Genomic DNA, 24,812 nt, shown 5'->3' with positions numbered 1-24,812 from the left:
CATAGTATCGCTTTATTTAAGAATCAGCATTTTAACTAAAAACAAACTAATGTAATACTGGGGGGGATATTATTATGTCAGCAAATAAACAGTCAAATTCACAACTTGATCCAAATCGATGGAAAGCACTAGCAATGTTATGCTTTGCGAATTTCCTTGTGATGATGGATTCGGCGATTATTCAGATTGCCCTGCCATCTATTAAAGAAACACTCGGTTATAGTCAGCAAAATTTACAGTGGGTAATGAGTGCATTTCTTATTTTCTTTGGGGGGTTTCTATTATTGGGCGGAAGGTTAGCCGATTTATTCGGAAATCGGCGCATATTTAATTTTGGTATTATCATTTTAATAATATCTTCCTTATTTGCAGGAATAGCCTGGAGTGAAATGAGTCTCAACGTATCGAGGGCAGTTCAAGGATTAGGCTCTGCGTTCATTGCGCCAGCTGCACTTTCCTTGATTATGATCCTGTTTTCTTCCAATAGTAAAGAAATGGGGAAAGCTCTTGCATTCTGGGGTCTGTCCGGGGCAGCAGGTGGTGCTTTGGGTATCGTTATGGGTGGTGTCATTACAGAGTTTGTCGGCTGGCGATGGACATTATTGATCTATGTTCCACTTGGTATCATCGTGCTTCTCCTGTCTCCAAAGCTTTTACAAAAGGCAGGAAGTAAAGCAACTGGTCGTGTTGATTATATTGGCGCGATATTAGTGACCATTTCTTCCATGCTCATTGTTTATGGCATTGTAACAGCAGAGCATAGTGGCTGGCATTCAATGAATACAATCCTACCATTATTAATTGGGGCTGTATTGTTACTTGTATTTATCATCGTACAGTCTAAAATAAAAGAACCACTCATGCCACTTAGTATTTTTAAGACACCTTATCTTGCGATAGGAAATATTTCTGTTTTCTTAATAGCAGCATCATGGTTCCCGCTAGTATATATTCTAGTTTTATACTTGCAGCAGATTTTACAGCTTTCTCCATTTGTTGCGGCAATGGCAATGCTACCGATGCCAATTTTTATGGCAATCTTCATGGTCGCCATTGCGGAAAAAGTGATGGAAAAAATTGGTATTAAAAAGACGATGGTAACTGGATTTATTTTACTCGGAACAGCGGGAATTTTATTTTCGCAAACGGCGAGTGTAGTTGGAGACTATTGGACAAATGTATTACTAGCTTCCTTAATAGCATCTTTAGGTAATGCACTTGCTTATTTACCTGCTACAACGGCATCCGTATCAGAAGTCGAATCAGGAAGGTCTGGCATTGCATCTGGTTTATATAATACTTTTTACCAAATTGGCTCAGCGGTAGGACTAGCTGTAATAGTGGCTATTGCCGGTGCAACAACTGCTTCAAGTACAGCCGGATCACAGAGAGGTGCCTTGAGTGCAGGCTTTCAGCAGGGGTTTTTCTGGATTGGAATAATTGCATTGATTGGATTTGTGTTGGCACTTCTGTTCACACGATCTTCAAAGGGCGGAAGATCAAATAGTACCCATTAATCACAAATATTATAAAAGTTTCAAGCTTTATTGATAGGAGACGAAAGTTCTATATTTTTTGACAAATATACCATAAGGGGGTATAGTATAAGTATAAAATAAAAAGGAAGTGATTTATTTGGATAAGTTCTTACAGGATCACCCAAGTAAACCTAGAACAAAAGATGAAAAGCAAAAAGTAATCAACCGTTTAAAACGTATCGAAGGACAAGTACGCGGAATTCAGAAAATGGTTGAGGAAGACAGGTATTGTGTTGATATTTTAGTACAAATTAGTGCAATACAGTCCGCGTTAAAAAATGTTGGTTTCTCTGTCACAGAACGACATCTTAACCATTGTGTTAGTGATGCGATTAAGCAAGGTGACGGGAAAGCAACGATTGATGAATTAATGAGTGTGATGAAGCAGTTTTCCAAGTAAGGAGGAAACGATTATGGGAGAAACAAATCATGCAACACTTGGTATAACGGGAATGACCTGTGCTGCTTGTTCAACGCGAATTGAAAAGGTATTAAATAAAATGGATGGAGTCGAGGCACAAGTCAATTTAACTACCGAAAAAGCAACTGTAGATTACGATTCTGAGAAGACTTCCATTGAGGATATTACAAAAAAAATTGAAAAAGTTGGCTACGGGGTTTTAATGGAAAAAACAGAATTAGATGTTTTTGGAATGACTTGTGCTGCATGTTCAACCCGAATTGAAAAAGTCTTGAATAAACAAGAGGGTGTTAAGTCTGCTTCTGTAAACTTAACAACAGAATCTGCATCAATACAATATAATCCAGGATTGGTAAACCCGAAAGCAATCATTGAGAAAATTAAAAAGCTTGGCTATGATGCAAAGCCAAAAGTGGAAGCAGCAGAAAAACAAACACATAAAGAAAAAGAAATTAAGAATATGAAGACAAAATTAATAATTTCTGCCGTTTTAGCTGCACCGCTTTTAGTTACGATGCTGGTTCATTTATTTAATATGACAATACCGGCCATCTTTATGAATCCATGGTTCCAGTTTACTTTAGCAACACCTGTCCAATTTATTATCGGCTGGCAATTTTATGTTGGGGCATATAAGAACCTTCGTAATGGTGGAGCGAACATGGATGTGCTTGTTGCATTAGGTACAAGTGCGGCTTATTTTTACAGTTTATATGAATCATTTAAGACCATTGGTAATCCTGAATATATGCCTCATCTATACTTTGAAACAAGTGCTGTTTTAATCACTTTGATATTATTTGGTAAGTATTTGGAAGCAAGAGCAAAGAGTCAAACGACGAATGCACTGTCTTCTTTACTTAATTTACAAGCGAAAGAAGCACGTGTGATAAGAAATGGCGAGGAAACGATGATACCAGTGGAAGAAGTTGCCGTTGGGGATCGTTTAGTTGTAAAACCGGGTGAGAAAATACCTGTTGATGGTATGGTTGTAAAAGGAAGAACATCTGTCGATGAATCGATGATTACAGGAGAATCTATTCCAATTGAAAAAGAAATAGACGCAATTGTTATAGGGTCAACGATCAATAAAAATGGTTCGATTGAAATGGAAGCAACAAAAGTTGGTAAAGATACTGCCCTTGCATCGATTGTGAAAATTGTAGAGGATGCCCAAGGTTCTAAAGCACCAATCCAGCGATTAGCTGATATCATTTCAGGTTATTTCGTACCGATTGTTGTGGGGATAGCCATTCTCACATTTGTCATATGGATAGCATTTGTCCAACCTGGCCAGTTTGAACCAGCTCTAGTTGCAGCAATTGCTGTCCTTGTTATTGCCTGTCCTTGTGCTTTAGGCCTTGCAACACCTACATCCATTATGGTTGGAACAGGAAAGGCTGCAGAGAATGGAATACTGTTTAAAGGTGGAGAGCATCTCGAGCGTACACATGCATTAAATGCAATCGTGCTCGATAAAACAGGTACCATCACAAAAGGAAAACCCGAAGTTACAAACTTTACTGGTGATAAGGAAACATTACAGTTACTTGCTAGTGCGGAGAAAGGCTCAGAACATCCGCTGGCGGAAGCTATTGTAGCGTATGCAACCGAAAAAAATATCGAATTAGTTAATGTAGATGATTTTACTGCAATACCTGGACATGGTATCGAAGTAACGATATCAAATAAACAAATTCTTGTTGGTAATCGAAAACTCATGCAGAATCACCAAATCGACGTTGGTGGAGCTGAACAAGAATTGATTGATTATGAGATAGAAGGAAAAACAGCAATGTTAATAGCAATTGATGGACAGTTTCGTGGAATTGTTTCGGTCGCTGATACCATTAAAGAAACAGCACCACAAGCAATTAGAGAGTTAAAAAAAGAAGGCTTAGAAGTTATCATGTTAACAGGTGATAATGAGCGAACTGCACAAGCAATTGCCAAACAGGTTGGCATCGACAAAGTAATTGCTCAAGTTTTACCAGAAGAAAAAGCAGATAAAGTGAAAGAAATTCAGGATAAGGGTAAAAAGGTTGCAATGGTCGGTGATGGGGTAAATGATGCCCCAGCATTAGCAATCGCTGATATTGGAATTGCTATTGGTACGGGAACGGAAGTAGCCATTGAAGCTGCCGATGTCACGATTCTTGGTGGGGAGTTATTACTTATTCCAAAAGCAATCAAAATTAGCCATGCCACAATCAAGAATATCCGCCAAAATCTTTTCTGGGCCTTCGGTTACAATACAGCAGGAGTCCCGATTGCAGCATTAGGTCTACTGGCGCCTTGGATTGCTGGTGCAGCAATGGCATTAAGTTCGGTAAGTGTTGTCTCTAACTCATTACGCTTAAAACGAGTCAAGTTATAAAGTCCACCTTAAAGGAGGTGAATGGTCATGGAAAAAACGTTAATCGTACAAGGCATGACATGCGGCCATTGCAAAATGTCCGTTGAAGGGGCATTAAAAGAAATAGATGGCGTGTCAGCTGCTGAGGTTAATTTAGAAGCTGGTAGTGTAGATGTAACTTATGATGAGTCTAAAGTAAATATTGATGTCATGAAAGAAGCTATTGAAGAACAAGGCTATGACATAGAAGCTTAATATAAGGAGAAGCTGGTTTTCAGTAATGAAAATCAGCTTTTTTCATTATAAAGCTAAACCACAATCGGAATCATACACCGTGCATGGTTACAGCATTTTAGGTCGAAGTGTTAACACTATTTTTTTACATTGTGTTGTGGTACCTAAGTCGTAAGTGTTCCGCCTTTTAGCGTTAAAATTATTACATAGAAGGCTTTTTAAAGGAAAATGGACATCACATAAGAGTTATAATGGTAGTACGTTTGAATGGTCAAAAAAAGAAAAAAGCAATGCCGAAAGATTAGCATTGCTCTTCATATATTATTGGTTATGCTTTTTACTTGCTCCGAACAGGAATCCAAATTTCACTATAAGCATAGTTATCATTATTATCCATTTTAGTAAATGAAAAAGCAGGAGCATTGATTACTTCATAATTAGAAGAAGGAAGCCATTCTGAATATGTTTTTGCCATTGTTTCTTGTAAAGTAGATGGAAATGGTCCTTCGTTTGGAAATATTGCCCAAGTGCATGCTTCAACGGCTACTTTATCTAATTGATCACTTACTTGATTTTTAGTCGTTAAAACTCCTATCAAGTGTGTTAAATCCCCTTCTTCTTTTAAGAAATTTGCGTCAGCATTATAAGAAGCATTAACAATTTCATAGGGCTCTATATTTTGAAGTGAATGCATTTCTTTTCTTTGTTCTTCTGTTATACTTTCTGCCAATTTTACAATTTCGTTATTTACACCTTCAAATTGCATTGGAACACGTTTACTTACACCAACTAAATTAAACGCTGGTTTATCTTCAATTCTAAATTCCATAGAAATTCCTCCTTTAACAGTAATTACGAATGAAAGTTTAGGAAATGATTTGCTTATCCTTTTTTTTATTACATCTGAAGGTAAAAAACCACACCATTTTTTAAATGCCCTTGTAAAACCATCTACTGATTGATAACCATATTTAAAAGCAACATCCGTAACCTTTTCTCCACTCAATAAATCCTTATTCGCTTCAGATAGTTTTCTGTTTTTTATATATTCATTCAGGGTCAACCCTGAAAGATGAAAAAATACTGTTCTAAAATGATAGTCCGAAACCCCAGCATATTCAGAAATGTTTTCAAGAGACAGGTCATCGGTTAAATGAACTTCAATATAGTCAATCACTTCGTTTAGTTCTTTTAACAACATATCCCTCCTTTCATGAATACATCATACTAAAGCAAGTATAAAAGTACTCGACATTTTTAACAAAAAAATATCGTGTTGTTAATGGTTATGAAAACTCTGACTAAATGCATCACATCATGGTAAGATTATTTTGGTGCAAGTTCTTGCTTAGTAACTTGGGCCTTACCTAGTTTCTGCACTAACGTTGCGTGAGTACGTCTTAATAGACAGTAGGGGTACACCTACACTTGGTGACAAAAAAAGACCGCTTAATAAAGTGGTCTCCCGTACAATGTTATTAGTTAGCGATTACTTAGTATATAATTTTACTTTTTTTATTTGATCGCTCAGTTACTTTGAATTTTAGTGTATCGTGTGGTACGACTGTTTCTTCTTTTTCGTCTATGTTTTTATTAAGTATCCAGCCTGAAATAGTATCTACATTTTCATTTAATAAAGTAATTTCAAAGAAAGCATTTACAACTTGAATTGAAGTTTTGCCATCAATTAAATACGTATTATCGTTCAACTCAATAATTTATAGCATAATATTAATCTTAAATGTTAATCTACTATTTAAACGAAACGAAAATAGTTACATACAAATATCAAAAAGGAAGATGAAAATTCAACTCGATATAAGACTATATGCACCCATATTCCCTCTAACGTACTCGAATAATATTTAAGCTTTTACGTTTCTTTATCACTGAATTTGCTTTTATTGCTTAATATTTTATAATAAAGGAAGATGAATGGAGGTGAAAAAAAGTGAGGAGTTCTTTTTTACTGTGTTTAGTATCTTTTTTCTTAACTGCGACATTGGTAGTCAACACAACAGATGATATATCTGTCAATGGAAATGCTAACGATGTGGCTGTCTCTGCACAAGAGCTGGTTATTAATGATGAAGCAATAACTGATAGTGTTTCTTATACCGTGCAGAAATTTAAGTTGTTTATTTTATTGAAAGCTGATAACGAAGCGATAAATAAAAACATCAATTCTTTAGAGAAAAACAAGTTTAATCTGACAGATGAGAACAAACAATTTTTAGAGAATTGTAAAATCGTTCAACACACCTCAAACTACCTCTAACTTACATATCTACTTAGTCTAGTCTCTTCTCTAGGCTTATTTTCACGACCATAAAATTTATTTTTTTTATTTTTGCCTTGCTTAGGCTTATTTTGTTATGCCTTAAAAACTATAATCAAAAAGAAGTGTGGAAGGAATAGATAATGAAAAATAAAAAAGAGTTTTTACAAACGGTGGAGTGCTACTTAGTTATGCTGCTTTTGTTTCTAGTATTTTTTGGCTCTATTTATATTGCGGGCGAAATATCGGGAAGTAATGAAATGCTTTCTGAACTACCTGACTTTTCTTGGGATATGATAAATACATGGGATGAAATTAAAAATAAAAGTAATTAAATTAGAGGGAGAAATGGATATTGAAGGAAATTTTTATAGCATTCATATTGGGAATTGTAGAAGGGTTGACAGAATTTGCCCCCATCTCCTTTACCGGCCACATGATTATTGTGGATGATCTTCTGTTACAATCCAAGAAAACTTTTTCAACTGAAATAGCAAATACATTCAAAATTGTTATTCAGTTAGGCTCCATATTAGCCGTTGTGATTGTATTCAAAGACAGGATGAAGCTATTACTTAATCTGAATCAGAAGACAGGATATAAATCTGTAAAAAGATTAACAATCCGTCATATTGTCATTGGGCTATTACCTGCAGGTGTTCTAGGAATTCTATTCGATGATTATATTGATGAATATTTATTTTCAGTTGAGACAGTCATTGTAGGGTTAGTTTTTGGTGCGATTTTGATGATTATAGCGGACTGGAAATCAAAGCGTATGATAAAAACTAATTCTATAGATCAACTAACTTTAAATCAAGCGTTCATCATAGGAGTTTTTCAGTGTTTCGCATTATGGCCCGAATTTTCACGATCTGGTTCAACAATATCTGGAGGGGTTATTTTAGGTGTCAGTCATCGTGCAGCAGCAGACTTTACTTTCATCATGGCTGTACCAATCATGTTGGGTGCAAGTACTATTTCATTAGTAGACAACTGGCAATACTTCACATTAGATACAGTGCCATTTTTTATATGCGGATTTGTTAGTGCATTTGTATTTGCGTTAATATCCATTAAGTTTTTCTCGAGTTGATAGATAAAGTGAAATTAACTCCATTTGCTAGTTACCGAATCCTAGTAGCAAACGTAAATCCTTATAAATAAAGGATATAATGCGAGTATGTTTTTGATAGATGACCTCACTTTATTTTGACAGGGTGGAGATCGTTGGTTCGAGTCAAATTCGGAATCATAAAAATAAGCCTTAAACCTTTATAACACTGGTTTAGGGCTTTAGTTAATCAAAAAAATAATAATTTTTTGTTGACAAAATACCTATAAGGGTATATTATAGACTTCGTCAGATCGACATCACAGTTGATATATAATAAAAATGGGATTATACTCATTTTTATTTTTTTAATATCAATTATACCCGCAGGGGTAATTGTTGAGTGAATAAATATAGGAGGATTAACATGTTGGAAAAGGGAAAAACAACCATCGTTTTATTTAGTGGTGACTATGATAAAGCAATGGCAGCTTATATTATTGCGAATGGTGCAGCAGCATATGATCATGAAGTTACCATCTTTCATACATTTTGGGGCTTAAATGCACTTAGAAAAAATGAAAAGATTGATGTCAAAAAAGGTTTTATGGAAAAAATGTTTGGAAAGATGATGCCAAAGGGTGCAGATAAAATGGGGTTATCCAAAATGAATTTCGCTGGAATTGGACCTAAAATGATTAAAAATGTAATGAAAAAGCACAATGTGATGAGCTTACCCAACTTAATTGAAATGGCTCAAGAACAAGAGGTTAAGCTAGTTGCATGTACAATGACAATGGATCTATTAGGACTTCAAAAAGAAGAATTACTAGATGACATCGACTACGCAGGAGTGGCAGCTTATCTAGCTGATGCGAAAGATGGTCATGTAAACTTGTTTATTTAAATTTTCTTCGAGAGTGATAGATTGGAAAAATCCCTAGAAAAATCTGGAATGCCATACTTGAAAGAACAAGAGAATAAGAAATTTTAAACATAAATTTACCTAAATGGGTATTTGGAGGTATTAATATGAGAGCAATTAAAGCAAATCTGTTATTAGATGCAAAAGGTCTATCGTGTCCAATGCCTATCGTGAAAACAAAAAAAGCGATGAAGGATTTAGAAGCAGGGCAAGTTATGGAAGTGCAAGCAACAGATAAAGGATCTAAGGCTGATATACAAGCATGGGCTAATAGCTCTGGACACCAATATTTAGGGACGCTGGAAGAAGGTGACGCTTTAAAACATTATTTAAGAAAAGCGTCTGAAGAAGATACTGTAGAAAGGAACCATCCAGTAACTGCTACTAATGATGAATTGGAATCTAACCTAGATAAAGATATTGTGGTTCTCGATGTAAGAGAGTCAGCAGAATATGCCTTTAATCATATTCCCGATGCCGTATCGATTCCATTAGGTGAATTAGAGGAAAGAATGAATGAGTTGAATAAAGAGGATAAAATTTATGTGGTGTGTCGAACCGGTAGCAGGAGTGATTTAGCTGCACAAAAATTAGCAGAAAATGGTTTTTTGAATGTATTAAATGTTTTACCAGGTATGAGCAACTGGACTGGTAAAACAACTAAACTAGATGGCTAATATCACTATAGACTATAGGAAGTTAAATTTTTTTACAACAAATGATACTATAGGGGGTAATTGGTGATGGCAGTAAATAGGATGACTGCACATGAGGTAACGCAAAAAATAATAGATAAACGGGAATTATTTATTTTGGATGTACGTAATGAAGATGCATTTGAAGATTGGAAGATTGAAGGAGAAAACATTGAATATTTAAACATTCCCTATTTCGAACTTTTAGACGGAGTAGATGAAATCTTTGAAAAAATTCCTTCCAATAAAGATATATTAGTAGTTTGTGCCAAGGAAGGCTCATCTGTCATGGTAGCAGAAATGCTATCTGGTGCAGGATTAAATGTATCTTATCTTCAAGGTGGAATGAAGGCGTGGAGTGAGCACCTAGAGCCTGTTAAAGTAGGTGACTTAAAAGACGGTGGAGAGATTTATCAGTTTGTCCGTATCGGTAAAGGATGTCTTTCTTATATGATCCTTTCAGATGGAGAAGCTGCTATTATTGATGCTACAAGAATGACTGATATTTTCTTAGATTTTGCTAGAAAGAAAGCGGTAAGTGTCACGAACGTGCTCGATACACATTTGCATGCAGATCATATATCAGGTGGTAGAAAGCTAGCAGAATTAACAGGTGCTAGCTATTGGTTACCTGCTAAAGATGCCGTCGAGGTAACCTTTCAGTACAATGCTTTAGAAGATGGAAATGTCGTAAAAATCGGTAAAACAGCGATAGAAATTCAAGCATTGCATTCACCAGGTCATACGATCGGTTCTACATCTTTTGTGGTAGAAGAGAAATTCTTGTTATCTGGAGATATTCTGTTTATTGATTCGATTGGAAGACCTGACTTAGCTGGAAAAGCAGAAGATTGGGTTGGAGATTTAAGGGAGACTTTATATTCTCGTTATAAAGAACTGTCAGGAGATCTAGTAGTTCTACCAGCACACTTTATGAGGATGGAAGAACTAAATGACGATGGTAGGGTTGCAGAAAAATTAGATGTTCTCTTTACAAAGAATCATGGACTAAATATCGAAGATGAAACTGATTTTCGCAAAATAGTGACAGAAAATTTACCACCACAACCAAATGCATACCAAGAAATACGTGAAACAAATATGGGGAAAATAACACCTAAGGAAGAGGAGCAAAGAGAAATGGAAATCGGGCCAAATCGTTGTGCGGTACGTTAAATAACAATTAAAGGAGGAAGAGGTAAATGGATGTAACTAAAGTAATAGATGCAAAAGGTTTAGCATGTCCAATGCCAATAGTAAGAACAAAAAAAGCGATGGATGAATTGGAATCTGGCCAAATCTTAGAAGTTCAAGCTACAGATAAAGGTGCTAAAAGTGATTTAACAGCATGGGCGAAATCTAGTGGACATGAGCTACTAAATTTTTCAGAAGAAAATGATGTATTTTTGTTTTGGATTAAGAAAAGTTAATGAAAGGGAACCACGAGGATGGTTCCCTTTTATTTAGGATAGGAAGTGTGAAAATGGATTTTGCTTTTATGATTACCGTATTTTTAATCGGTTTTGTTGGATCATATATTTCAGGAATGTTAGGGATAGGCGGTTCGATCATCAAATATCCGATGCTTTTATACATTCCACCATTATTTGGTGTGGCAACTTTTTCAGCACATGAGGTATCTGGAATTAGCGCAGTCCAAGTTTTGTTTGCAACAATTGGTGGCGTTTGGGCATATCGAAAAGGAGGATATTTAAATAAAACACTGATTGCTTATATGGGGATAAGTATTCTAATAGGTAGTTTTATAGGTGGGTATGGATCGAAGCTATTATCCGGAGGTGAAATTAATCTAACATATGGCATATTGGCACTAATTGCTGCCATCATGATGTTTGTTCCGAAAAAGGGAATTGACGATATCCCTCTAGAAAAAGTTACATTTAATAAATGGTTGGCAGCATTCTTTGCTTTAGTTGTCGGGATTGGAGCTGGAATTGTTGGAGCAGCTGGGGCGTTCTTATTAGTTCCGATCATGCTAGTCTTTCTTAAAGTTCCGACACGTATGACGATCGCTTCGTCATTAGCGATAACTTTTATCTCGTCTATTGGTGCTACTATAGGGAAGATCACGACAGGCCAGGTAGACTACTTACCAGCTGTAATTATGATTATTGCTAGCTTAATCGCGTCCCCCTTAGGAGCGAATGCAGGCAAAACAATCAACACGAAATACTTGCAGATTATTTTAGCCATCCTTATTGCAGGTACAGCCATTAATATCTGGATGGATATTTTGTGAATGGAAAGGAGTAGGCATCTATGGAGTATAATGCTCAATTGAAAAATAGAATAAAAAGAATAGAAGGCCAAGTCAGAGGTTTATTACGTATGATGGAAGAACAAAAGGATTGTAGAGATGTGGTGATACAAATGACGGCTGTAAGAAGTGCTTTAGACCGTACAGCTGCATTAATTGTTAGTACAAATCTTGAGCAGTGTATTCGTGAGGAACAACAAACTGGTGAAAAATCAGAAGCGTTAATAAAAGAAGCAGTAAATTTACTTGTGACAAGTAGGTAATAGTTTTTTTGTTTATATAACACTATTTAGGTGAAAATATAATAGAAAACTGGTTTCCATTTAATAATAATTATCCAATAAGGAGGTAGACTTATGTCTGAGAAAAAATTAATCCCGATAACGCACATAAGATAATAAGTGAAGAAAGAAGATCATTATTACCACCTGAAAAAATTTTAGCAAACTTAGCAGTAAATTTGAATGATGAGGATATTGAAACAAGACTAATTAACTGTATAGATAAATGTGTTTTTCGTTACCAATCTTAGCGATAGAGGATATTATTTTCCTTTATCGTTTTTTGCTATATTCATTAAATTTTCACAATACTTTATTATCCTAAAGGAAGGAGGGAGTAATATGCCATCTGCTTGGATGATTGGATCGCTTGTGATAAAAAGTGATTTAGTTGTATTAATTGGTAGTTTTATTGTGGGGTTTCTCTTCTTTTGGTTTATGAGCCCCCACTCAAAAATGGAAACAAAAAAGTGGATAGAAGAGGCCAGTAATCTACTGGTAGTATTTGTTATTACTTTATGGATTGGAAAGATTTTTACCAATCTTCACTCCTTTATCAGTGATCCAATTTCTATATTAGCATACCCAAGTGATTCGAAGGCGTTTTACATTGCTGTTTTACTAACGGTGATATTTGAGTCCTATAGAAAAACTAAGAGAGATAAGCAAGTCATTGATTTACTGTATACGTTTTTGAACATTTTTTTCACCGCATCTTTTACATATGAATTTATCCAAGTCATATCCAGATCAGAAATTTCATGGCAGTATCTAGGATTGCTTGTTTTAATAATCATCATATTTATCATGAAACAGGAGATATGGGCTAGAGAAACGTTAGTGTTTATCGGATTATTATGTTGGAGTGGTGGACTGTGGTTTCTGTCGATTTTTTCTTCTACGATGGTTTTTCAATTTAACCTAGATCATTGGTTTTATGTTGTTATTTTTCTAACAAGTATTCTTTTATTAATTTTCAGAAAGAGGGTGAATTAATGAGCGCAGCTACGGATATTACGATATGGATTGCATTAGGGGCAGGAATTCTTTCTTTTCTTTCCCCATGCACTCTTCCAATTTTTCCTGCTTATTTATCTTATATCACAGGAATGACAGTGAAAGAAATTCAAGGTACACATAACACAAAAGTGCGCAGTAAATTATTGATACATGCCATTTTCTTTTTGATGGGAGTTTCGATTGTTTTTATAGGATTAGGGGTAGGCGTCTCTGTATTGGGACAATGGCTTCAAGATTTACTATCAGGACAATCGGGTGTTTTTTTGCAACGAATAACAGGAATTTTTGTAATAATTATGGGTTTATTTGTCGCAGGATGGATTCAATGGAAAGGACTAATGAAAGAAAAGAGGTTACATTTTAACAAAAAACCTATCGGATATTTTGGGACAATATTTGTTGGAATCGGCTTTGCGGCGGGCTGGACTCCTTGTATTGGTCCGATTTTTGCATCGATTTTAGTCATTGCAGGTAGTAATCCAACACAAGGGACTTTTTATACGATCATGTATGTCATCGGCTTTGCCATACCATTTCTTGTATTAACCTTTTTCATAGGGTCAACGAGATGGCTAGTCCGTTATAGTCAAAAAATAATGAAATTCGGTGGGGCAGTTATGGTAATTATGGGATTACTATTATTTACAGGCCAATTAGCTAAAATCTCAAATTTCTTATTAAGACTAGTACAAGATAGCTGGTTAGTTAATTTAGGATGACAGGAGGATTTTCGAATTGAAAAAAATAATCATTACAGTTGTATTATTGGCGATGTTTGGCTATGCTGTATTTGATTTAGTAGTACAGGATAAAAAAAGTGATCATGCCACTATAAACACAAATGAAAAGACAGAGAAAGAGAATGATGAAACAAATAGCCAGACTAATTCAATTGATGTTGAGATAGGGTTAGAAGAGGGTGATTTAGCACCAGATTTTCAGCTGGAGACCTTAGCTGGTGAAACGGTAAAACTTTCAGAGTTTCAAGGACAACGTGTAATGCTAAATTTTTGGGCTACCTGGTGTCCACCTTGTCGCGCTGAAATGCCTGACATGGAAAAATTTCATCAAGAGAAGGATATTACGATTTTAGCTGTTAATTTAACAAAAACAGAGGCTACTATAAAGGATATAAACAATTTTGTGGACGAATTTGGATTATCATTTCCTATTTTATTAGATCAAAAAATTGAAGTAGCTAATACTTATCAAATACGTCCGATTCCTACATCATATATGATTGATTCAAATGGAATTATTCAGTATAAAGCGCTTGGTGCACTAAATTATGAAATGATGGTATCAGAATTTGAAAAAATGGAATAAAAATAGGTGATTCAATGAAACAAACCATTCTAGTAGTGGAAGATGATAAGATGATACGAGAGCTTATTAGTATCTATTTGAATAGGGTTGGATATAACGTAATACAGGTAGAAGATGGAGAAAAGGCTAAAGAGGCTTTTTTTACGTATCATCCATGCTTGATTATACTTGACTTAATGCTCCCTAGATGGAGTGGTGAGGAGTTTTGTATATGGGTAAGGGAACAAGTGAAGAACGAAGTTTCGATTATCATGCTATCAGCAAAGGCCCGAACAGCAGATAAGATTCATGGATTGAAGGTAGGAGCTGATAGTTATTTAACTAAGCCATTTGAGCCAGAAGAATTGGTGGCCAATGTTGAGGCTGTCTTAAGAAGGTCGGGTTTATTCTGTCAAAAAATTACTTCAAACGGATTATGCATTAAGCCAAGAAAAGGAGAAGTACTGCTTTATGATAACCAGGTTAATTTAACGAAGCATGAATTTAATCTATTATATTATCTAATGGAAAATCCAAATATGGTTTTATCGAGAGAGCAATTAGTTCAGCATTTATATCCTAATGCAGATCGTACTATATTAGATCGAACCATTGATGCCCATATTAAAAAGCTAAGAGAAAAAATAGAAGATAACCCAGGATCACCAGAACGAATTAAGACTGTAAGGGGAATGGGGTATAAGTTTGTTTCGTAAAAAAAGAAACTGGTTGCCAAAAAAGTTTATATTAAGACTGACGATTTTAAATACAATAGTTGTGACCATATTCGTTTTGTTGACTGGTTGGGGGATTTACAATACCGCATGTTTTTTAGTTGAAGGAATGGTAAATGAAGTCGATAGACAGGAACAGTTTAGAGCCTCATTATTAGAGTATTTATTATTATTCAGCCTTTTTACTGTTGTTTCTGGAAGTTTACTTCATTTCTATTTTATGAATAAATTGATCGAGCCTTTAAAAAAATTAATTCAATCGACTCAAAGAATGAAGGAAGGTTTCTATCCAGAACCAATCCAAAACCATGCTTCAGATGAAATGGGAGAATTTATTGATCACTTCAATCAATTGGTAGTACAGTTAAAAATAAAAGAACAGCAACGTCAAAGAATTGTATCTGATCTATCACATGAATTTCGCACACCATTATCCAACCTAAATGGGTATTTAAATGCATTGAAAAGCGGTTTGATTGAAGGAGATAGCAAATTGTATGAATCTCTTCTGAAGGAATCCAAACGATTAATAAAATTAGTTGAACAAATGGATCAATTAAAAGAGTGGGATGTTGATTCAGAACAGCCCTTGTCTGAAAAGGAGTCTACAAATATAGTAATTTTAATTGAACAATCGATAGAAATGTTTCGTTGGTTATTGAATAAAGAAGGGCTTCGTTGTGAGATGCAAGCAGAATATCAGAAGTTGCATCTCAATATTGGGGGAATTTCACAAGTGATTAGCAACCTAATCGATAATGCAATACGATATCATAAAGGGAATAGTCTAGTAACAATTAAAGGGGAGAGTCTCGATCAAGTGTACAGAGTCTCCATTACAAGTGAAGGTCAAACTATTCCTCAAGGAGAGCAGGCAAAAATATTCGAGAGATTTCATCGGATAGAAAACTCTAGAAGTCGTGAGCTTGGAGGAAGTGGACTTGGATTAGCAATATCAAAAGAAATTGTGGAAAGGCATAAAGGCAGCATAGGATTAATTTCAAATGGCAATAGACATACATTCTGGTTTACTTTACCAATTGAAGCACAGTAATAATAGTTGAGAAGGGTTGAAAATAAACTTTTGAAGGTAGACTTTCCTTGCCTATAGACATCTTGTTTGAAAATATAAACTGGAGAATTTATGCAAAGATCGATATGCTGTAAAAATTTTGGTATAATTACATTAAAGTGTGGAGCTTATAAGCAATTTCTAGTAGCACGTATGAACATTAAAAGCGTGAGGAGGTTCTTATATGGGGTTTGTTATGGCAATTGCTCCTGTTGTTATTATCGGTGGGATTGTAGTGTTTGTTCTGACAAGGCTTAAGCTTAAATATAATCAAGGTACCTTAGGTAAGAAAAAGTCAAAAAATGCTCAATATTTATTAGATAGTTTAATACCAATCGGAATGCTCTTTGGTTGTGCTATCGGTGTTATACTAGGTATATTTCTCCCAGTGTTTTTACACCTTACCGTTAGTTTAGGAGCTGGATTAGGCTTTTTATTTGGATACATTGCTTATGAAATTTATAGTAAGAAGGAATTTGTCATTGATAAATAGCTAAATAGAACGATATTATGGAATGTCTAAGCCATAAACCTTTAAGCATAAAGGATTATGGCTTTTTTTTGAAAATAGAAGGCTCAAATTAGATGACGATTCAGTAAATAATTAAAATGCAGAAATGTGCTAATCTGCGCCTCTGTAGTTGCTTTAGGTACAAAATCCCAACCCATTTTCTTTATATAATTTGCGTATTTTTCTTTTATTTGATTTTGTTGTAATGCCATTTCGATGTGTGCATTTTTTACATTCATATTCTTCATTAACATTGCAGATTGGTAATTTTCTATAGACATATTTTTTGCTGTACTATGTGATTCTAATGCAACCCATTTATTATTTTCATCATTCCCTGCTCTTTGGAAATTATATTTCTGTTCAAAAGTACTTAATTGCGGGACTTCTATATCGTTATGATAGCTCGGATTAATAAATGCTAACATAATCCATACATGAGTGCGCATTACTTCTTCTTGTAATTTTAGGATGTTTTGTAGTTCAGTGCTAGTTACTAAATTTTGATAGTATACTAACTTATGAATGACTCCATCATGTGCTAATAAATGCTCCGACATCAGGCCGAGATCAATTGCTGGTAACGAATTCATATAATCCCTCTTTCACTAGGCTGATTTACTACACTATATGACTAATCAAATTTTTTGTTCTAGTACGATGAATGAAGAATATAAAAAAATGCTGAGATCCTCAACAGGATTCAGCTATATGATCTTAATTAGAACTATAAATTTCTATTTTATTATTTTTATGAATATCTTCTGTCCCAGCATCTAATGCTTCTTGATAGTAGGAACACTTATGTTCGATGAGTTCCATCGTTTTCTTAAGTTCTTCCATTTGTGCTACTACGCTAGCTTTTCTCTCCATAAACATATCATATCTTTCCTGTAAAGTAGAATCACCTTCAGAGCACCAATCGATAAATTTTTTAATTTCTTTAATAGGCATCCCAGTCGATTTGAGACATTCAATGACTCTTAATGCTTCGATATCAGACTCCTTAAATCTTCGTATTCCACTGTCGGTACGTTCTACGAAAGGAAGGAGTCCCTCTTTGTCATAATAACGTAATGTATATACCGTAAGATTTAATTCATGTGCCACTTCGCTAATAGAATAGGTTCTCATTATTTCTCTCCTCGTTTCATTTAAACTTCGAGTTAACTCTAAGAGTCCAAAAATATTATCACACCCATTCGTTATTGTCAAATCAATGTTTACGACAAACGTGATCGATGAAATGAGCCAAATAATCAAATAATGCTTGACCTAGAGTTAACTATAGGTAATATCATAATATTGCAAGGGAAATATTACGAATAATAGATTTTCTCTTGAATAACCAAAAAATTACTAGGAGGTTTTTATTCATGGTAATTGCTAAAGCACGGGCTGTTGATGGACCTGACAAATTATTTCGAAAAGCGGAAATTCAACGTCGTGATCTTGATTCACATGATGTATTAATTGAGATTAAGTACGCGGGTATCTGTCACTCGGACATTCATACCGCTCATGGAGAATGGGGAGAAGTGAACTATCCGCTTGTACCAGGACACGAGATTGCCGGTATTGTGACAGACATCGGTTCCGAGGTGACAAAGTACAAGGTTGGCGAGCGAGTAGGTGTCGGATGTATGGTTGACTCCTGCGGTGAATGTGAAAACTGCCGTCAAGGAGAAGAACAATATTGCTTAGAAGGTAATGTCCCCACCTATGCGGGAGTGGACAAGTATGGTGAACCAACTCAAGGTGGGTATTCTACACATATAGTAGTAACGGAAGATTTTGTTGTTAGCATCCCAGAGAACATTTCACTTGATGAAGCAGCACCATTACTTTGTGCGGGTATTACAACATATTCCCCATTAAATCATTGGAATGCTGGTCCAGGTAAGAAGGTAGCGGTCGTAGGGATGGGCGGACTCGGTCATATGGCGGTCAAAATCGCACATGCCATGGGTGCAGAGGTTACCGTACTATCACAAACGTTGAGTAAAAGAGAAGATGGCTTGCAATTCGGTGCAAATGATTACTATGCCACTAGTGATCCAGCTACATTTGACAAGCTTGCGGGCACTTTTGACTTAATTATCAACACTGTAAGTGCAAAGATTGATATGAATGCTTACCTCTCGTTGTTAACACTTGATGGTACGTTAGTAAATGTTGGTGCCCCTGCAGAGCCATTGGCAGTAAATGTATTTTCTCTTATCGGCCATCGACGCTCATTTGCGGGATCCATGATTGGAGGCATTCGTGAGACACAGGAGATGTTAAATTTTTGTGCGAAGCATAACATTGCTCCAAAAATTGAAATAATTTCTGCTGATAAAATTGATGAAGCTTATGAACGTGTACTAGCTTCAGACGTGAAGTATCGATTTGTTATCGACGTTAGTACCATGTAAGAGTACATAATAAGTATAGATGTCTTAAAGACTTATCTTTAGGGCATCTCCTTATATATTCCTCATGTATTATTAAACTAAAAAAGATTTATCTATTCCAAAATAGTTTTGATGATATAAAACATATATGATATACTTTCTCTAAGCAAAAAAATGAAAGAGGTTACATGCACATGCCGATCATCCAGTCTGTCGATAGAGCTTTAAGAATACTAGATTTATTTAATGAACATAACAGTGAAATGAAAATTACCGAAATTAGCAGGAAATTAGATCTAAACAAAAGTACCACTCATTCCTTGTTAAAAACATTAAAGGAACATGATTATATTAAGCAGGATGTAGATAGTGGCAAGTACAGCTTAGGATTAAAGCTGTTAGAACGTGGCCAGTTTATGTTAAATAGTATGGATATAAGAGAAATTGCTCGAAAGTACTTAATTGAATTATCTGTAACAACTGGTCAAACAACACATTTAGTGATATTAGAAGATATGTACGGTGTTTATATTGATAAGGTAGAGGGTGCTTCAGCAGTTGTATACTCCAGAATAGGAAAAAGAGTCCCCATCCACAGCAGTGCTGTAGGGAAATCACTAATGGCATTTAGACAGCAAAAAGAGACAGTGGAACTTTTGCAGAATTATGAGTTTTATGCTCAAACACCAAACACTATCACAGACAAGCAAGTATATCTAGATGAGCTGGTAAAGGTTAGGAAACAAGGTTATTCGGTTGATAATGAGGAAAATGAACCTGGCATCTATTGTATTGCCGTACCGATATTTGATCATACCAACAATGTAGTGGCGGCTATTAGTATCTCTACTACAAAACAAACTATTACACCAACACTGGAACAAAAAATTGTCCTTACACTTCAACAAACGTGTACGGATATTTCTAAAGCTTTGGGAAATAGAAAAATTTAAATAGACCATCAGTGGGAGAAAGAGTAACCCACTGATATGGATTTCATTTTATCTGTAAAAGGATAAATTTTTTAATAGTTATATTAATGAACTTAGTTTTATATTATAAAACTAAAGAGAAAAAAGGAGGAATTATTCAATTGAAGATAATCAGATTTAAAAAGGATTCGGGTGTAGAACAGCTTGCTGTTGTGAATGATGACAATCAAATCTATGAGTTATCTACAGATTCTTTTCAGGATCTAATTCGTCAGGCAGATAAGGCGAGCAAGAGCTGTAGCCAGATTATCGAAGAAGAAATAATAAGCAAAAAGCCAATGAATAAGGATCTAACAGAATTAGAATTGTTGACTCCTATTGTATCAGAAGAAGTGTGGGCTGCAGGCGTTACCTATTTAAAAAGTAAGGAAGCAAGAAATAGAGAAGCAAAGGTAGAAAGCAATTCTTTCTATGATAAGGTGTACGATGCGGAGAGGCCTGAGATTTTTTTGAAATCTACTGCTAGAAGGTTAATAGGTCCTAATGAACCAGTAGGTATTAGAACAGATTCAAATTGGCAGATACCTGAACCTGAATTAGCATTAGTCGTAAAAGCTGAAGGAGAGATTTTAGGCTATACAATAGGTAATGATATGAGTAGTCGTGATATCGAGGGAGAAAATCCACTGTATTTGCCACAGGCGAAAATGTGGAAGCACTCTTGTTCTATTGGGCCGTCCATTTTGTTAGCGGATACAATGATTGATCCTTATAACTTAAATATAGAATGTCGAATTACACGAGAAGGTGAAATAATATCGAAAGGGTCTGCCAACACGTCTATGTTGAAAAGGACATTTAAAGAATTAGTTTCTTATTTAATAAAAGATAACGACATTGTAGACGGAACCACGTTATTGACAGGAACATGTATTATTCCAGATGACAGCTTTACATTAGAAGAGGGAGATGTTATTGAAATAGAAATTGAATCAATTGGTATCTTAAGAAATCCAGTTAAGTTAGCCAGCAATATTCATAAAAAGGAGAGTCTAATATGAGTGGAAATGTATTCTTGAATTATATCGGTGGAGAATGGAAGAAATCATCCTCTGGGGAATTGTTAGAAAGCTATAATCCTTCAAAAAAGAATGAAGTAGTTGGAAGCGTGCAAAACTCTACAAGGTCTGATTTAAATGAGGCAATAGCCCGTGCCAAAGATGCACAAAAAGCTTGGCGGAAATTATCCGGAGCAGAAAGAGGAAATTATTTGTATCAAGCAGCGACGTTTTTAGAAGAAAATCTGGAAGAAATTGCGACAACTATGACGAAGGAAATGGGAAAGTCCTTTCCTGAAGCACAAGGAGAAACAACTAGAGGTATTCAAATACTCAAATACTATGCAGGGGAAGGCATGAGATCTGATGGAGATCTCATCCCATCTACAGACGCTAGCGCACTTATGTTTAGTAAAAGAGTACCTATCGGTGTTGTCGGTGTGATTACTCCATGGAATTTTCCAGTCGCTATTCCAATCTGGAAAATGGCACCAGCTTTAATATATGGTAATACGGTTGTTTTAAAGCCTGCAACGGAAGGGGCGGTGACAGCTGCTAAGGTAATCGAATGCTTTGAAAAGGCTGGTTTCCCAGCAGGTGTGGTGAATTTTGTAACAGGAAGTGGCTCCGTAATAGGTCAAGGATTGGCAGAAAACAAGGATGTTCATGCAGTTACATTTACTGGCTCGAATAAGGTAGGAAAAAATATTGGGAAAATTGTTGCAGCACGAGGAGGGAAATATCAATTAGAAATGGGTGGTAAGAATCCCATTATCATAGCTGAAGATGCGAATATAGAAGCAGCAGTAGATGCCACTCTAAGTGGTGGATTGAAATCAACCGGGCAAAAATGTACCTGTAGCAGTCGTGTTATTGTTCAATCCAGTATTTATGAGCAATTCAAAAACCGTTTAATTGAAAAAGCAAAGAAAATTACAGTAGGTGATGGAATGGATCCATCAACTTGGATGGGGCCATGTGCAAGTGAAGGTCAGTTTAAGACAGTCAAGCATTATATTAATAGGGGAATAGAAGAAGGAGCAAGCTTAATACTAGGAGGTAAACAACTAACAGAGGGAGATTTAAAGGAAGGCTACTATATAGAGCCAACTATTTTCGAAGATGTAACTACTGATATGTCAATAGCTCAGGAAGAAATCTTTGGTCCTGTTTTGGCTTTGATGAAAGCAGATTCAGTGGAAGAAGCAATTGATTTAGCAAATGATGTGGAATATGGACTGAGTGCATCGATTTTTACTAAAAATATTGACCACATTCTATCCTTTATCGATGATATCGAAGCGGGATTGGTTCGGATCAATTCTGAAACAGCAGGGGTAGAATTGCAAGCGCCATTCGGGGGAATGAAGGCATCCAGTTCCTACTCAAGAGAACAAGGGCAAGCAGCAAAAGAATTCTTTACGACAACAAAAACAGTTTTTCTTAAAGGATAACAAAGAAAAAAAAGCAGAAACTCCTTCATATGGGTTTCTGCTTAATAGTTTGGGTTTAATAAGTCGATTCTTTCGTCTTCCTATTTTCCCTTAATACCCTCTCTCCAGCCTCTAATACTTCGATAATACGATCGACGTCATAAACACTACCTTTCCATGTACCACCACTTACTTTTTGCAAGGCAGCCCAAAGACGTGTATCATCAGGTAAATTGTCAGATGGCTTAATCTCTTTATTCATTTTTCTGGATGCAAGGATGCGAGCACCTTCTTCTGGTGTGATTTCACGTTCCTGCGTGCCTAAAAAGTTAATCGAACCCTCCAAGTTTTTAGCATCGATTCGTACTTCGATTAAATCGCCATCTTGTATTTTACCGATAGGACCATCAGCTAATCCTTCTGGCCCAACATGACCTATACAAGCACCTGTCGATACCCCTGAGAAACGAGCATCTGTAATTAACGTTACATATTTTCCATAGGATAAATGCTTTAACGCAGAGGTAACCTGATAGGTTTCCTCCATTCCTGTACCTAGGGGACCACAGCCGGTTAGAACCATGATATCGCCTTTTTTAATTTGTTGTGTTTTGATTGCCTCAATCGCGTTTGCCTCACTAGTGAATACTTTTGCCTCGCTTTTGTGATAATAAACTTTATTTTTATCTAATCTAGACGAATCGATCGACGTAGATTTAATAACAGCTCCCTCTGGTGCAAGGTTACCTGTGGGGAAGGTAACGGTAGAGGTTAGTCCTCGTTCTATTGCTTTCTCCTTTGACATAATGACTTCATCCGCATCAATCTGATCCTCTTTCTTTAGTTTTTCCTTCATTTTTTGTCGCCGTTCCGATTGTTCCCACCAATCTAAATTTTCACTAAGAGTATGTCCTGTCACCGTCATGACATGTTCACGTAGCAAACCTAAATTACGAAGATGTAGCATGACTTCTGGAACGCCACCTGCTAAAAAAGCACGTATGGTTGGGTGTGGAGTAGGACCATTTGGTAACACACTCACAAGACGAGGAGTTTTTTTGTTAATATGATGCCAATCTTCCAATGATGGTATTTGACATTTTGCAGCATGTGCGATTGCTGGAATGTGTAATAATAGATTAGTAGATCCACCGAAAGCAGCATGTACGACCATTGCATTATGAATAGCATCATCTGTGACGATATCCTTTGTTGTTATTTTTTTATTCTCCATTGCAATAATCGATCTGGCAGATTGACGAGCCATCTCTTTCCATACCTTTTGCCCTGATGGTGCTAGTGCTGCATGAGGAACAGTCATACCTAATGCTTCCGCAACTACTTGTGCTGTGGCAGCTGTTCCAAGAAATTGACATCCTCCACCAGGGGTAGCACATGCCATACAACCTAATTCGGCAGCTTCCTCCAATGATAATTCATTGTTAGAGTATCTTGCTCCTATCGTTTGTACCTTCCCAGCATCCTCCCCATATAGCGGGGGTAAAGTAACTCCTCCTGGTATGACAACAGTAGGCAAATCGTGCATAGATGCTAGTGCAATGATCATTGCAGGCAAGCCTTTGTCACATGTAGCAATACCGAGAACAGCATCCCTAGTAGGTAATGAACGGATTAAGCGACGGTATACCATTGCCGCGTCATTGCGATAAGGAAAAGAATCGAACATACCTGTTGTTCCTTGAGATCTTCCATCACACGGATCGCTAACATAGGCAGCAAAAGGGATGCCAGCTTGTTTACTAACTTCATTTGCTGCTTCCTTCATGAGTATGTCTACTTCCCAGTGTCCTGTATGGTAGCCTAATGCTAAAGGGTTACCATCTTCATCCTTTAGTCCGCCCTGTGTACTTAATAATAATACTTGCTTACCATCTAACATGTTAGGACTCCAACCCATTCCCACATTTTGTGACAACCCGAATAAATTTCCGCTTGGGGATTTCCTAAGCATTTGATCAGTCAGTGGTAGCTTGCCAACCGGACCTCTTGCCACGGTCTTAATATCATAAATCTTTTCGGAATGATGCATTAATTGTTCTAATTTATTCATCGAGACACCTCTCTTTAAAGCGTTTACATTCGTAAATTAAGTATAGAAGTTAACTAGAGATGTGTCAACAATATAAAAGAAAGTTTTATATTATAAAACAATAAGCGTGAAATTTTATCACCAAACAAAAAATATAGTTATAAACACTGTAAACTAAACATAGTTTTATAATAACAAAGCTAGTTTTGAATAATAACATCGTTTGAGGGATGAAAAGGGT

General features: G+C 36.0%; 27 protein-coding genes and 1 pseudogene. 23 read left to right on the top strand and 5 right to left on the bottom strand.

Annotation, left to right across the window (positions count from 1 at the left end; translation table 11 throughout):
* Positions 1 to 74: 74 nt before the first annotated feature.
* The 4 genes from ACZ5R4_RS06635 (at position 75) to copZ (ending at position 4,570) form a co-directional block, all read left to right on the top strand.
* Positions 75 to 1,517, top strand: a complete 1,443-nt coding sequence (locus ACZ5R4_RS06635) for an MFS transporter (RefSeq protein ID WP_464368229.1) — start codon at positions 75 to 77, stop codon at positions 1,515 to 1,517.
* A 118-nt stretch (positions 1,518 to 1,635) separates the two neighbouring features.
* The gene (locus tag ACZ5R4_RS06630) at positions 1,636 to 1,938 is read left to right on the top strand and encodes a metal-sensing transcriptional repressor (RefSeq protein WP_054860589.1); all 303 of its coding nucleotides are present in this window, start codon (positions 1,636 to 1,638) and stop codon (positions 1,936 to 1,938) included.
* A gap of 13 nt (positions 1,939 to 1,951) precedes the next feature.
* Positions 1,952 to 4,336 carry a heavy metal translocating P-type ATPase gene (locus tag ACZ5R4_RS06625; protein WP_464368228.1) on the top strand — a complete coding sequence of 795 codons (2,385 nt, stop codon included), beginning with the start codon at positions 1,952 to 1,954 and terminating at the stop codon, positions 4,334 to 4,336.
* Positions 4,337 to 4,363: 27 nt separating this feature from the next.
* Positions 4,364 to 4,570 (top strand): copper chaperone CopZ, encoded by a 207-nt coding sequence (copZ, locus tag ACZ5R4_RS06620; RefSeq protein WP_054860591.1) that lies wholly within the window; start codon positions 4,364 to 4,366, stop codon positions 4,568 to 4,570.
* Positions 4,571 to 4,886: 316 nt separating this feature from the next.
* Here copZ and ACZ5R4_RS06615 read toward each other — a convergent pair whose 3' ends face one another.
* Together ACZ5R4_RS06615 and ACZ5R4_RS06610 are read right to left on the bottom strand one after the other, a co-directional pair.
* Positions 4,887 to 5,747, bottom strand: coding sequence for an AraC family transcriptional regulator (locus ACZ5R4_RS06615; protein WP_109985013.1), 861 nt, complete (start codon positions 5,745 to 5,747; stop codon positions 4,887 to 4,889).
* Between the two features lie 295 nt (positions 5,748 to 6,042).
* Positions 6,043 to 6,258, bottom strand: a complete 216-nt coding sequence (locus ACZ5R4_RS06610) for a transporter associated domain-containing protein (protein ID WP_464368227.1) — start codon at positions 6,256 to 6,258, stop codon at positions 6,043 to 6,045.
* 242 nt (positions 6,259 to 6,500) lie between these two features.
* On the opposite strand from ACZ5R4_RS06610, the gene ACZ5R4_RS06605 reads away from it, so the two are divergent.
* From ACZ5R4_RS06605 to ACZ5R4_RS06535, 15 genes and pseudogenes are all read left to right on the top strand, one after another.
* Positions 6,501 to 6,827: a hypothetical protein gene (locus tag ACZ5R4_RS06605; protein ID WP_464368226.1), complete on the top strand. Its 327-nt coding sequence runs from the start codon at positions 6,501 to 6,503 to the stop codon at positions 6,825 to 6,827.
* A 143-nt stretch (positions 6,828 to 6,970) separates the two neighbouring features.
* The gene (locus tag ACZ5R4_RS06600) at positions 6,971 to 7,162 is read left to right on the top strand and encodes a hypothetical protein (RefSeq protein WP_054860593.1); all 192 of its coding nucleotides are present in this window, start codon (positions 6,971 to 6,973) and stop codon (positions 7,160 to 7,162) included.
* Positions 7,163 to 7,182: 20 nt separating this feature from the next.
* Positions 7,183 to 7,994, top strand: a pseudogene (locus ACZ5R4_RS06595) (undecaprenyl-diphosphate phosphatase).
* Positions 7,995 to 8,308: 314 nt separating this feature from the next.
* Positions 8,309 to 8,788 (top strand): DsrE/DsrF/DrsH-like family protein, encoded by a 480-nt coding sequence (locus ACZ5R4_RS06590; RefSeq protein WP_109985009.1) that lies wholly within the window; start codon positions 8,309 to 8,311, stop codon positions 8,786 to 8,788.
* Positions 8,789 to 8,913: 125 nt separating this feature from the next.
* The gene (locus tag ACZ5R4_RS06585; RefSeq protein WP_109985008.1) at positions 8,914 to 9,483 is read left to right on the top strand and encodes a sulfurtransferase TusA family protein; all 570 of its coding nucleotides are present in this window, start codon (positions 8,914 to 8,916) and stop codon (positions 9,481 to 9,483) included.
* Between the two features lie 66 nt (positions 9,484 to 9,549).
* Positions 9,550 to 10,677: an MBL fold metallo-hydrolase gene (locus ACZ5R4_RS06580; RefSeq protein ID WP_109985007.1), complete on the top strand. Its 1,128-nt coding sequence runs from the start codon at positions 9,550 to 9,552 to the stop codon at positions 10,675 to 10,677.
* A gap of 26 nt (positions 10,678 to 10,703) precedes the next feature.
* Positions 10,704 to 10,931, top strand: a complete 228-nt coding sequence (locus ACZ5R4_RS06575) for a sulfurtransferase TusA family protein (RefSeq protein WP_054860594.1) — start codon at positions 10,704 to 10,706, stop codon at positions 10,929 to 10,931.
* A 53-nt stretch (positions 10,932 to 10,984) separates the two neighbouring features.
* Positions 10,985 to 11,761: a sulfite exporter TauE/SafE family protein gene (locus tag ACZ5R4_RS06570; RefSeq protein ID WP_054788661.1), complete on the top strand. Its 777-nt coding sequence runs from the start codon at positions 10,985 to 10,987 to the stop codon at positions 11,759 to 11,761.
* Between the two features lie 20 nt (positions 11,762 to 11,781).
* On the top strand, positions 11,782 to 12,042 hold the full coding sequence (locus ACZ5R4_RS06565) for a metal-sensing transcriptional repressor (RefSeq protein WP_054788650.1): 261 nt from the start codon (positions 11,782 to 11,784) through the stop codon (positions 12,040 to 12,042).
* A 360-nt stretch (positions 12,043 to 12,402) separates the two neighbouring features.
* Positions 12,403 to 13,056, top strand: a complete 654-nt coding sequence (locus ACZ5R4_RS06560; protein WP_277678577.1) for a hypothetical protein — start codon at positions 12,403 to 12,405, stop codon at positions 13,054 to 13,056.
* Positions 13,056 to 13,799, top strand: a complete 744-nt coding sequence (locus ACZ5R4_RS06555) for a cytochrome c biogenesis CcdA family protein (RefSeq protein ID WP_277678576.1) — start codon at positions 13,056 to 13,058, stop codon at positions 13,797 to 13,799. Before ACZ5R4_RS06560 ends, ACZ5R4_RS06555 begins: the two co-directional genes overlap by 1 nt.
* Before the next feature lie 16 nt (positions 13,800 to 13,815).
* The gene (locus ACZ5R4_RS06550) at positions 13,816 to 14,406 is read left to right on the top strand and encodes a redoxin domain-containing protein (RefSeq protein ID WP_464368225.1); all 591 of its coding nucleotides are present in this window, start codon (positions 13,816 to 13,818) and stop codon (positions 14,404 to 14,406) included.
* A 14-nt stretch (positions 14,407 to 14,420) separates the two neighbouring features.
* Entirely contained in the window at positions 14,421 to 15,101 is a 681-nt protein-coding gene (locus tag ACZ5R4_RS06545) for a response regulator transcription factor (protein WP_277678574.1), read from the top strand.
* Entirely contained in the window at positions 15,091 to 16,173 is a 1,083-nt protein-coding gene (locus ACZ5R4_RS06540; protein ID WP_464368224.1) for a HAMP domain-containing sensor histidine kinase, read from the top strand. Before ACZ5R4_RS06545 ends, ACZ5R4_RS06540 begins: the two co-directional genes overlap by 11 nt.
* 202 nt (positions 16,174 to 16,375) lie before the next feature.
* Entirely contained in the window at positions 16,376 to 16,684 is a 309-nt protein-coding gene (locus ACZ5R4_RS06535) for a hypothetical protein (protein WP_054860596.1), read from the top strand.
* 83 nt (positions 16,685 to 16,767) lie between these two features.
* Here ACZ5R4_RS06535 and ACZ5R4_RS06530 read toward each other — a convergent pair whose 3' ends face one another.
* Together ACZ5R4_RS06530 and ACZ5R4_RS06525 are read right to left on the bottom strand one after the other, a co-directional pair.
* Positions 16,768 to 17,295 (bottom strand): hypothetical protein, encoded by a 528-nt coding sequence (locus tag ACZ5R4_RS06530; RefSeq protein ID WP_054860597.1) that lies wholly within the window; start codon positions 17,293 to 17,295, stop codon positions 16,768 to 16,770.
* A 124-nt stretch (positions 17,296 to 17,419) separates the two neighbouring features.
* Positions 17,420 to 17,836 (bottom strand): MerR family transcriptional regulator, encoded by a 417-nt coding sequence (locus ACZ5R4_RS06525; protein WP_054860598.1) that lies wholly within the window; start codon positions 17,834 to 17,836, stop codon positions 17,420 to 17,422.
* 242 nt (positions 17,837 to 18,078) lie between these two features.
* Between ACZ5R4_RS06525 and ACZ5R4_RS06520 the strand changes: the two genes are divergently transcribed.
* The 4 genes from ACZ5R4_RS06520 to gucD all read left to right on the top strand — a co-directional run bounded on the left by ACZ5R4_RS06520 (position 18,079) and on the right by gucD (position 22,542).
* On the top strand, positions 18,079 to 19,119 hold the full coding sequence (locus ACZ5R4_RS06520; RefSeq protein WP_464368223.1) for an NAD(P)-dependent alcohol dehydrogenase: 1,041 nt from the start codon (positions 18,079 to 18,081) through the stop codon (positions 19,117 to 19,119).
* Between the two features lie 173 nt (positions 19,120 to 19,292).
* The gene (locus ACZ5R4_RS06515; protein ID WP_054860600.1) at positions 19,293 to 20,051 is read left to right on the top strand and encodes an IclR family transcriptional regulator; all 759 of its coding nucleotides are present in this window, start codon (positions 19,293 to 19,295) and stop codon (positions 20,049 to 20,051) included.
* Positions 20,052 to 20,191: 140 nt separating this feature from the next.
* Positions 20,192 to 21,091, top strand: a complete 900-nt coding sequence (locus tag ACZ5R4_RS06510; protein ID WP_109984999.1) for a fumarylacetoacetate hydrolase family protein — start codon at positions 20,192 to 20,194, stop codon at positions 21,089 to 21,091.
* The gene (gucD, locus tag ACZ5R4_RS06505) at positions 21,088 to 22,542 is read left to right on the top strand and encodes an alpha-ketoglutaric semialdehyde dehydrogenase GucD (protein WP_464368222.1); all 1,455 of its coding nucleotides are present in this window, start codon (positions 21,088 to 21,090) and stop codon (positions 22,540 to 22,542) included. The genes ACZ5R4_RS06510 and gucD overlap by 4 nt, the downstream gene beginning before the upstream one ends.
* Before the next feature lie 55 nt (positions 22,543 to 22,597).
* Here the strand turns inward: gucD and ACZ5R4_RS06500 are convergent, their stop codons facing one another.
* Positions 22,598 to 24,592, bottom strand: a complete 1,995-nt coding sequence (locus tag ACZ5R4_RS06500; protein WP_464368221.1) for a YjhG/YagF family D-xylonate dehydratase — start codon at positions 24,590 to 24,592, stop codon at positions 22,598 to 22,600.
* Positions 24,593 to 24,812 lie beyond the last annotated feature (220 nt).

The sequence above is a fragment of the Gracilibacillus sp. JCM 18860 genome (genome assembly GCF_055395245.1).
This window is presented reverse-complemented; position numbering and strand designations above follow the sequence as displayed.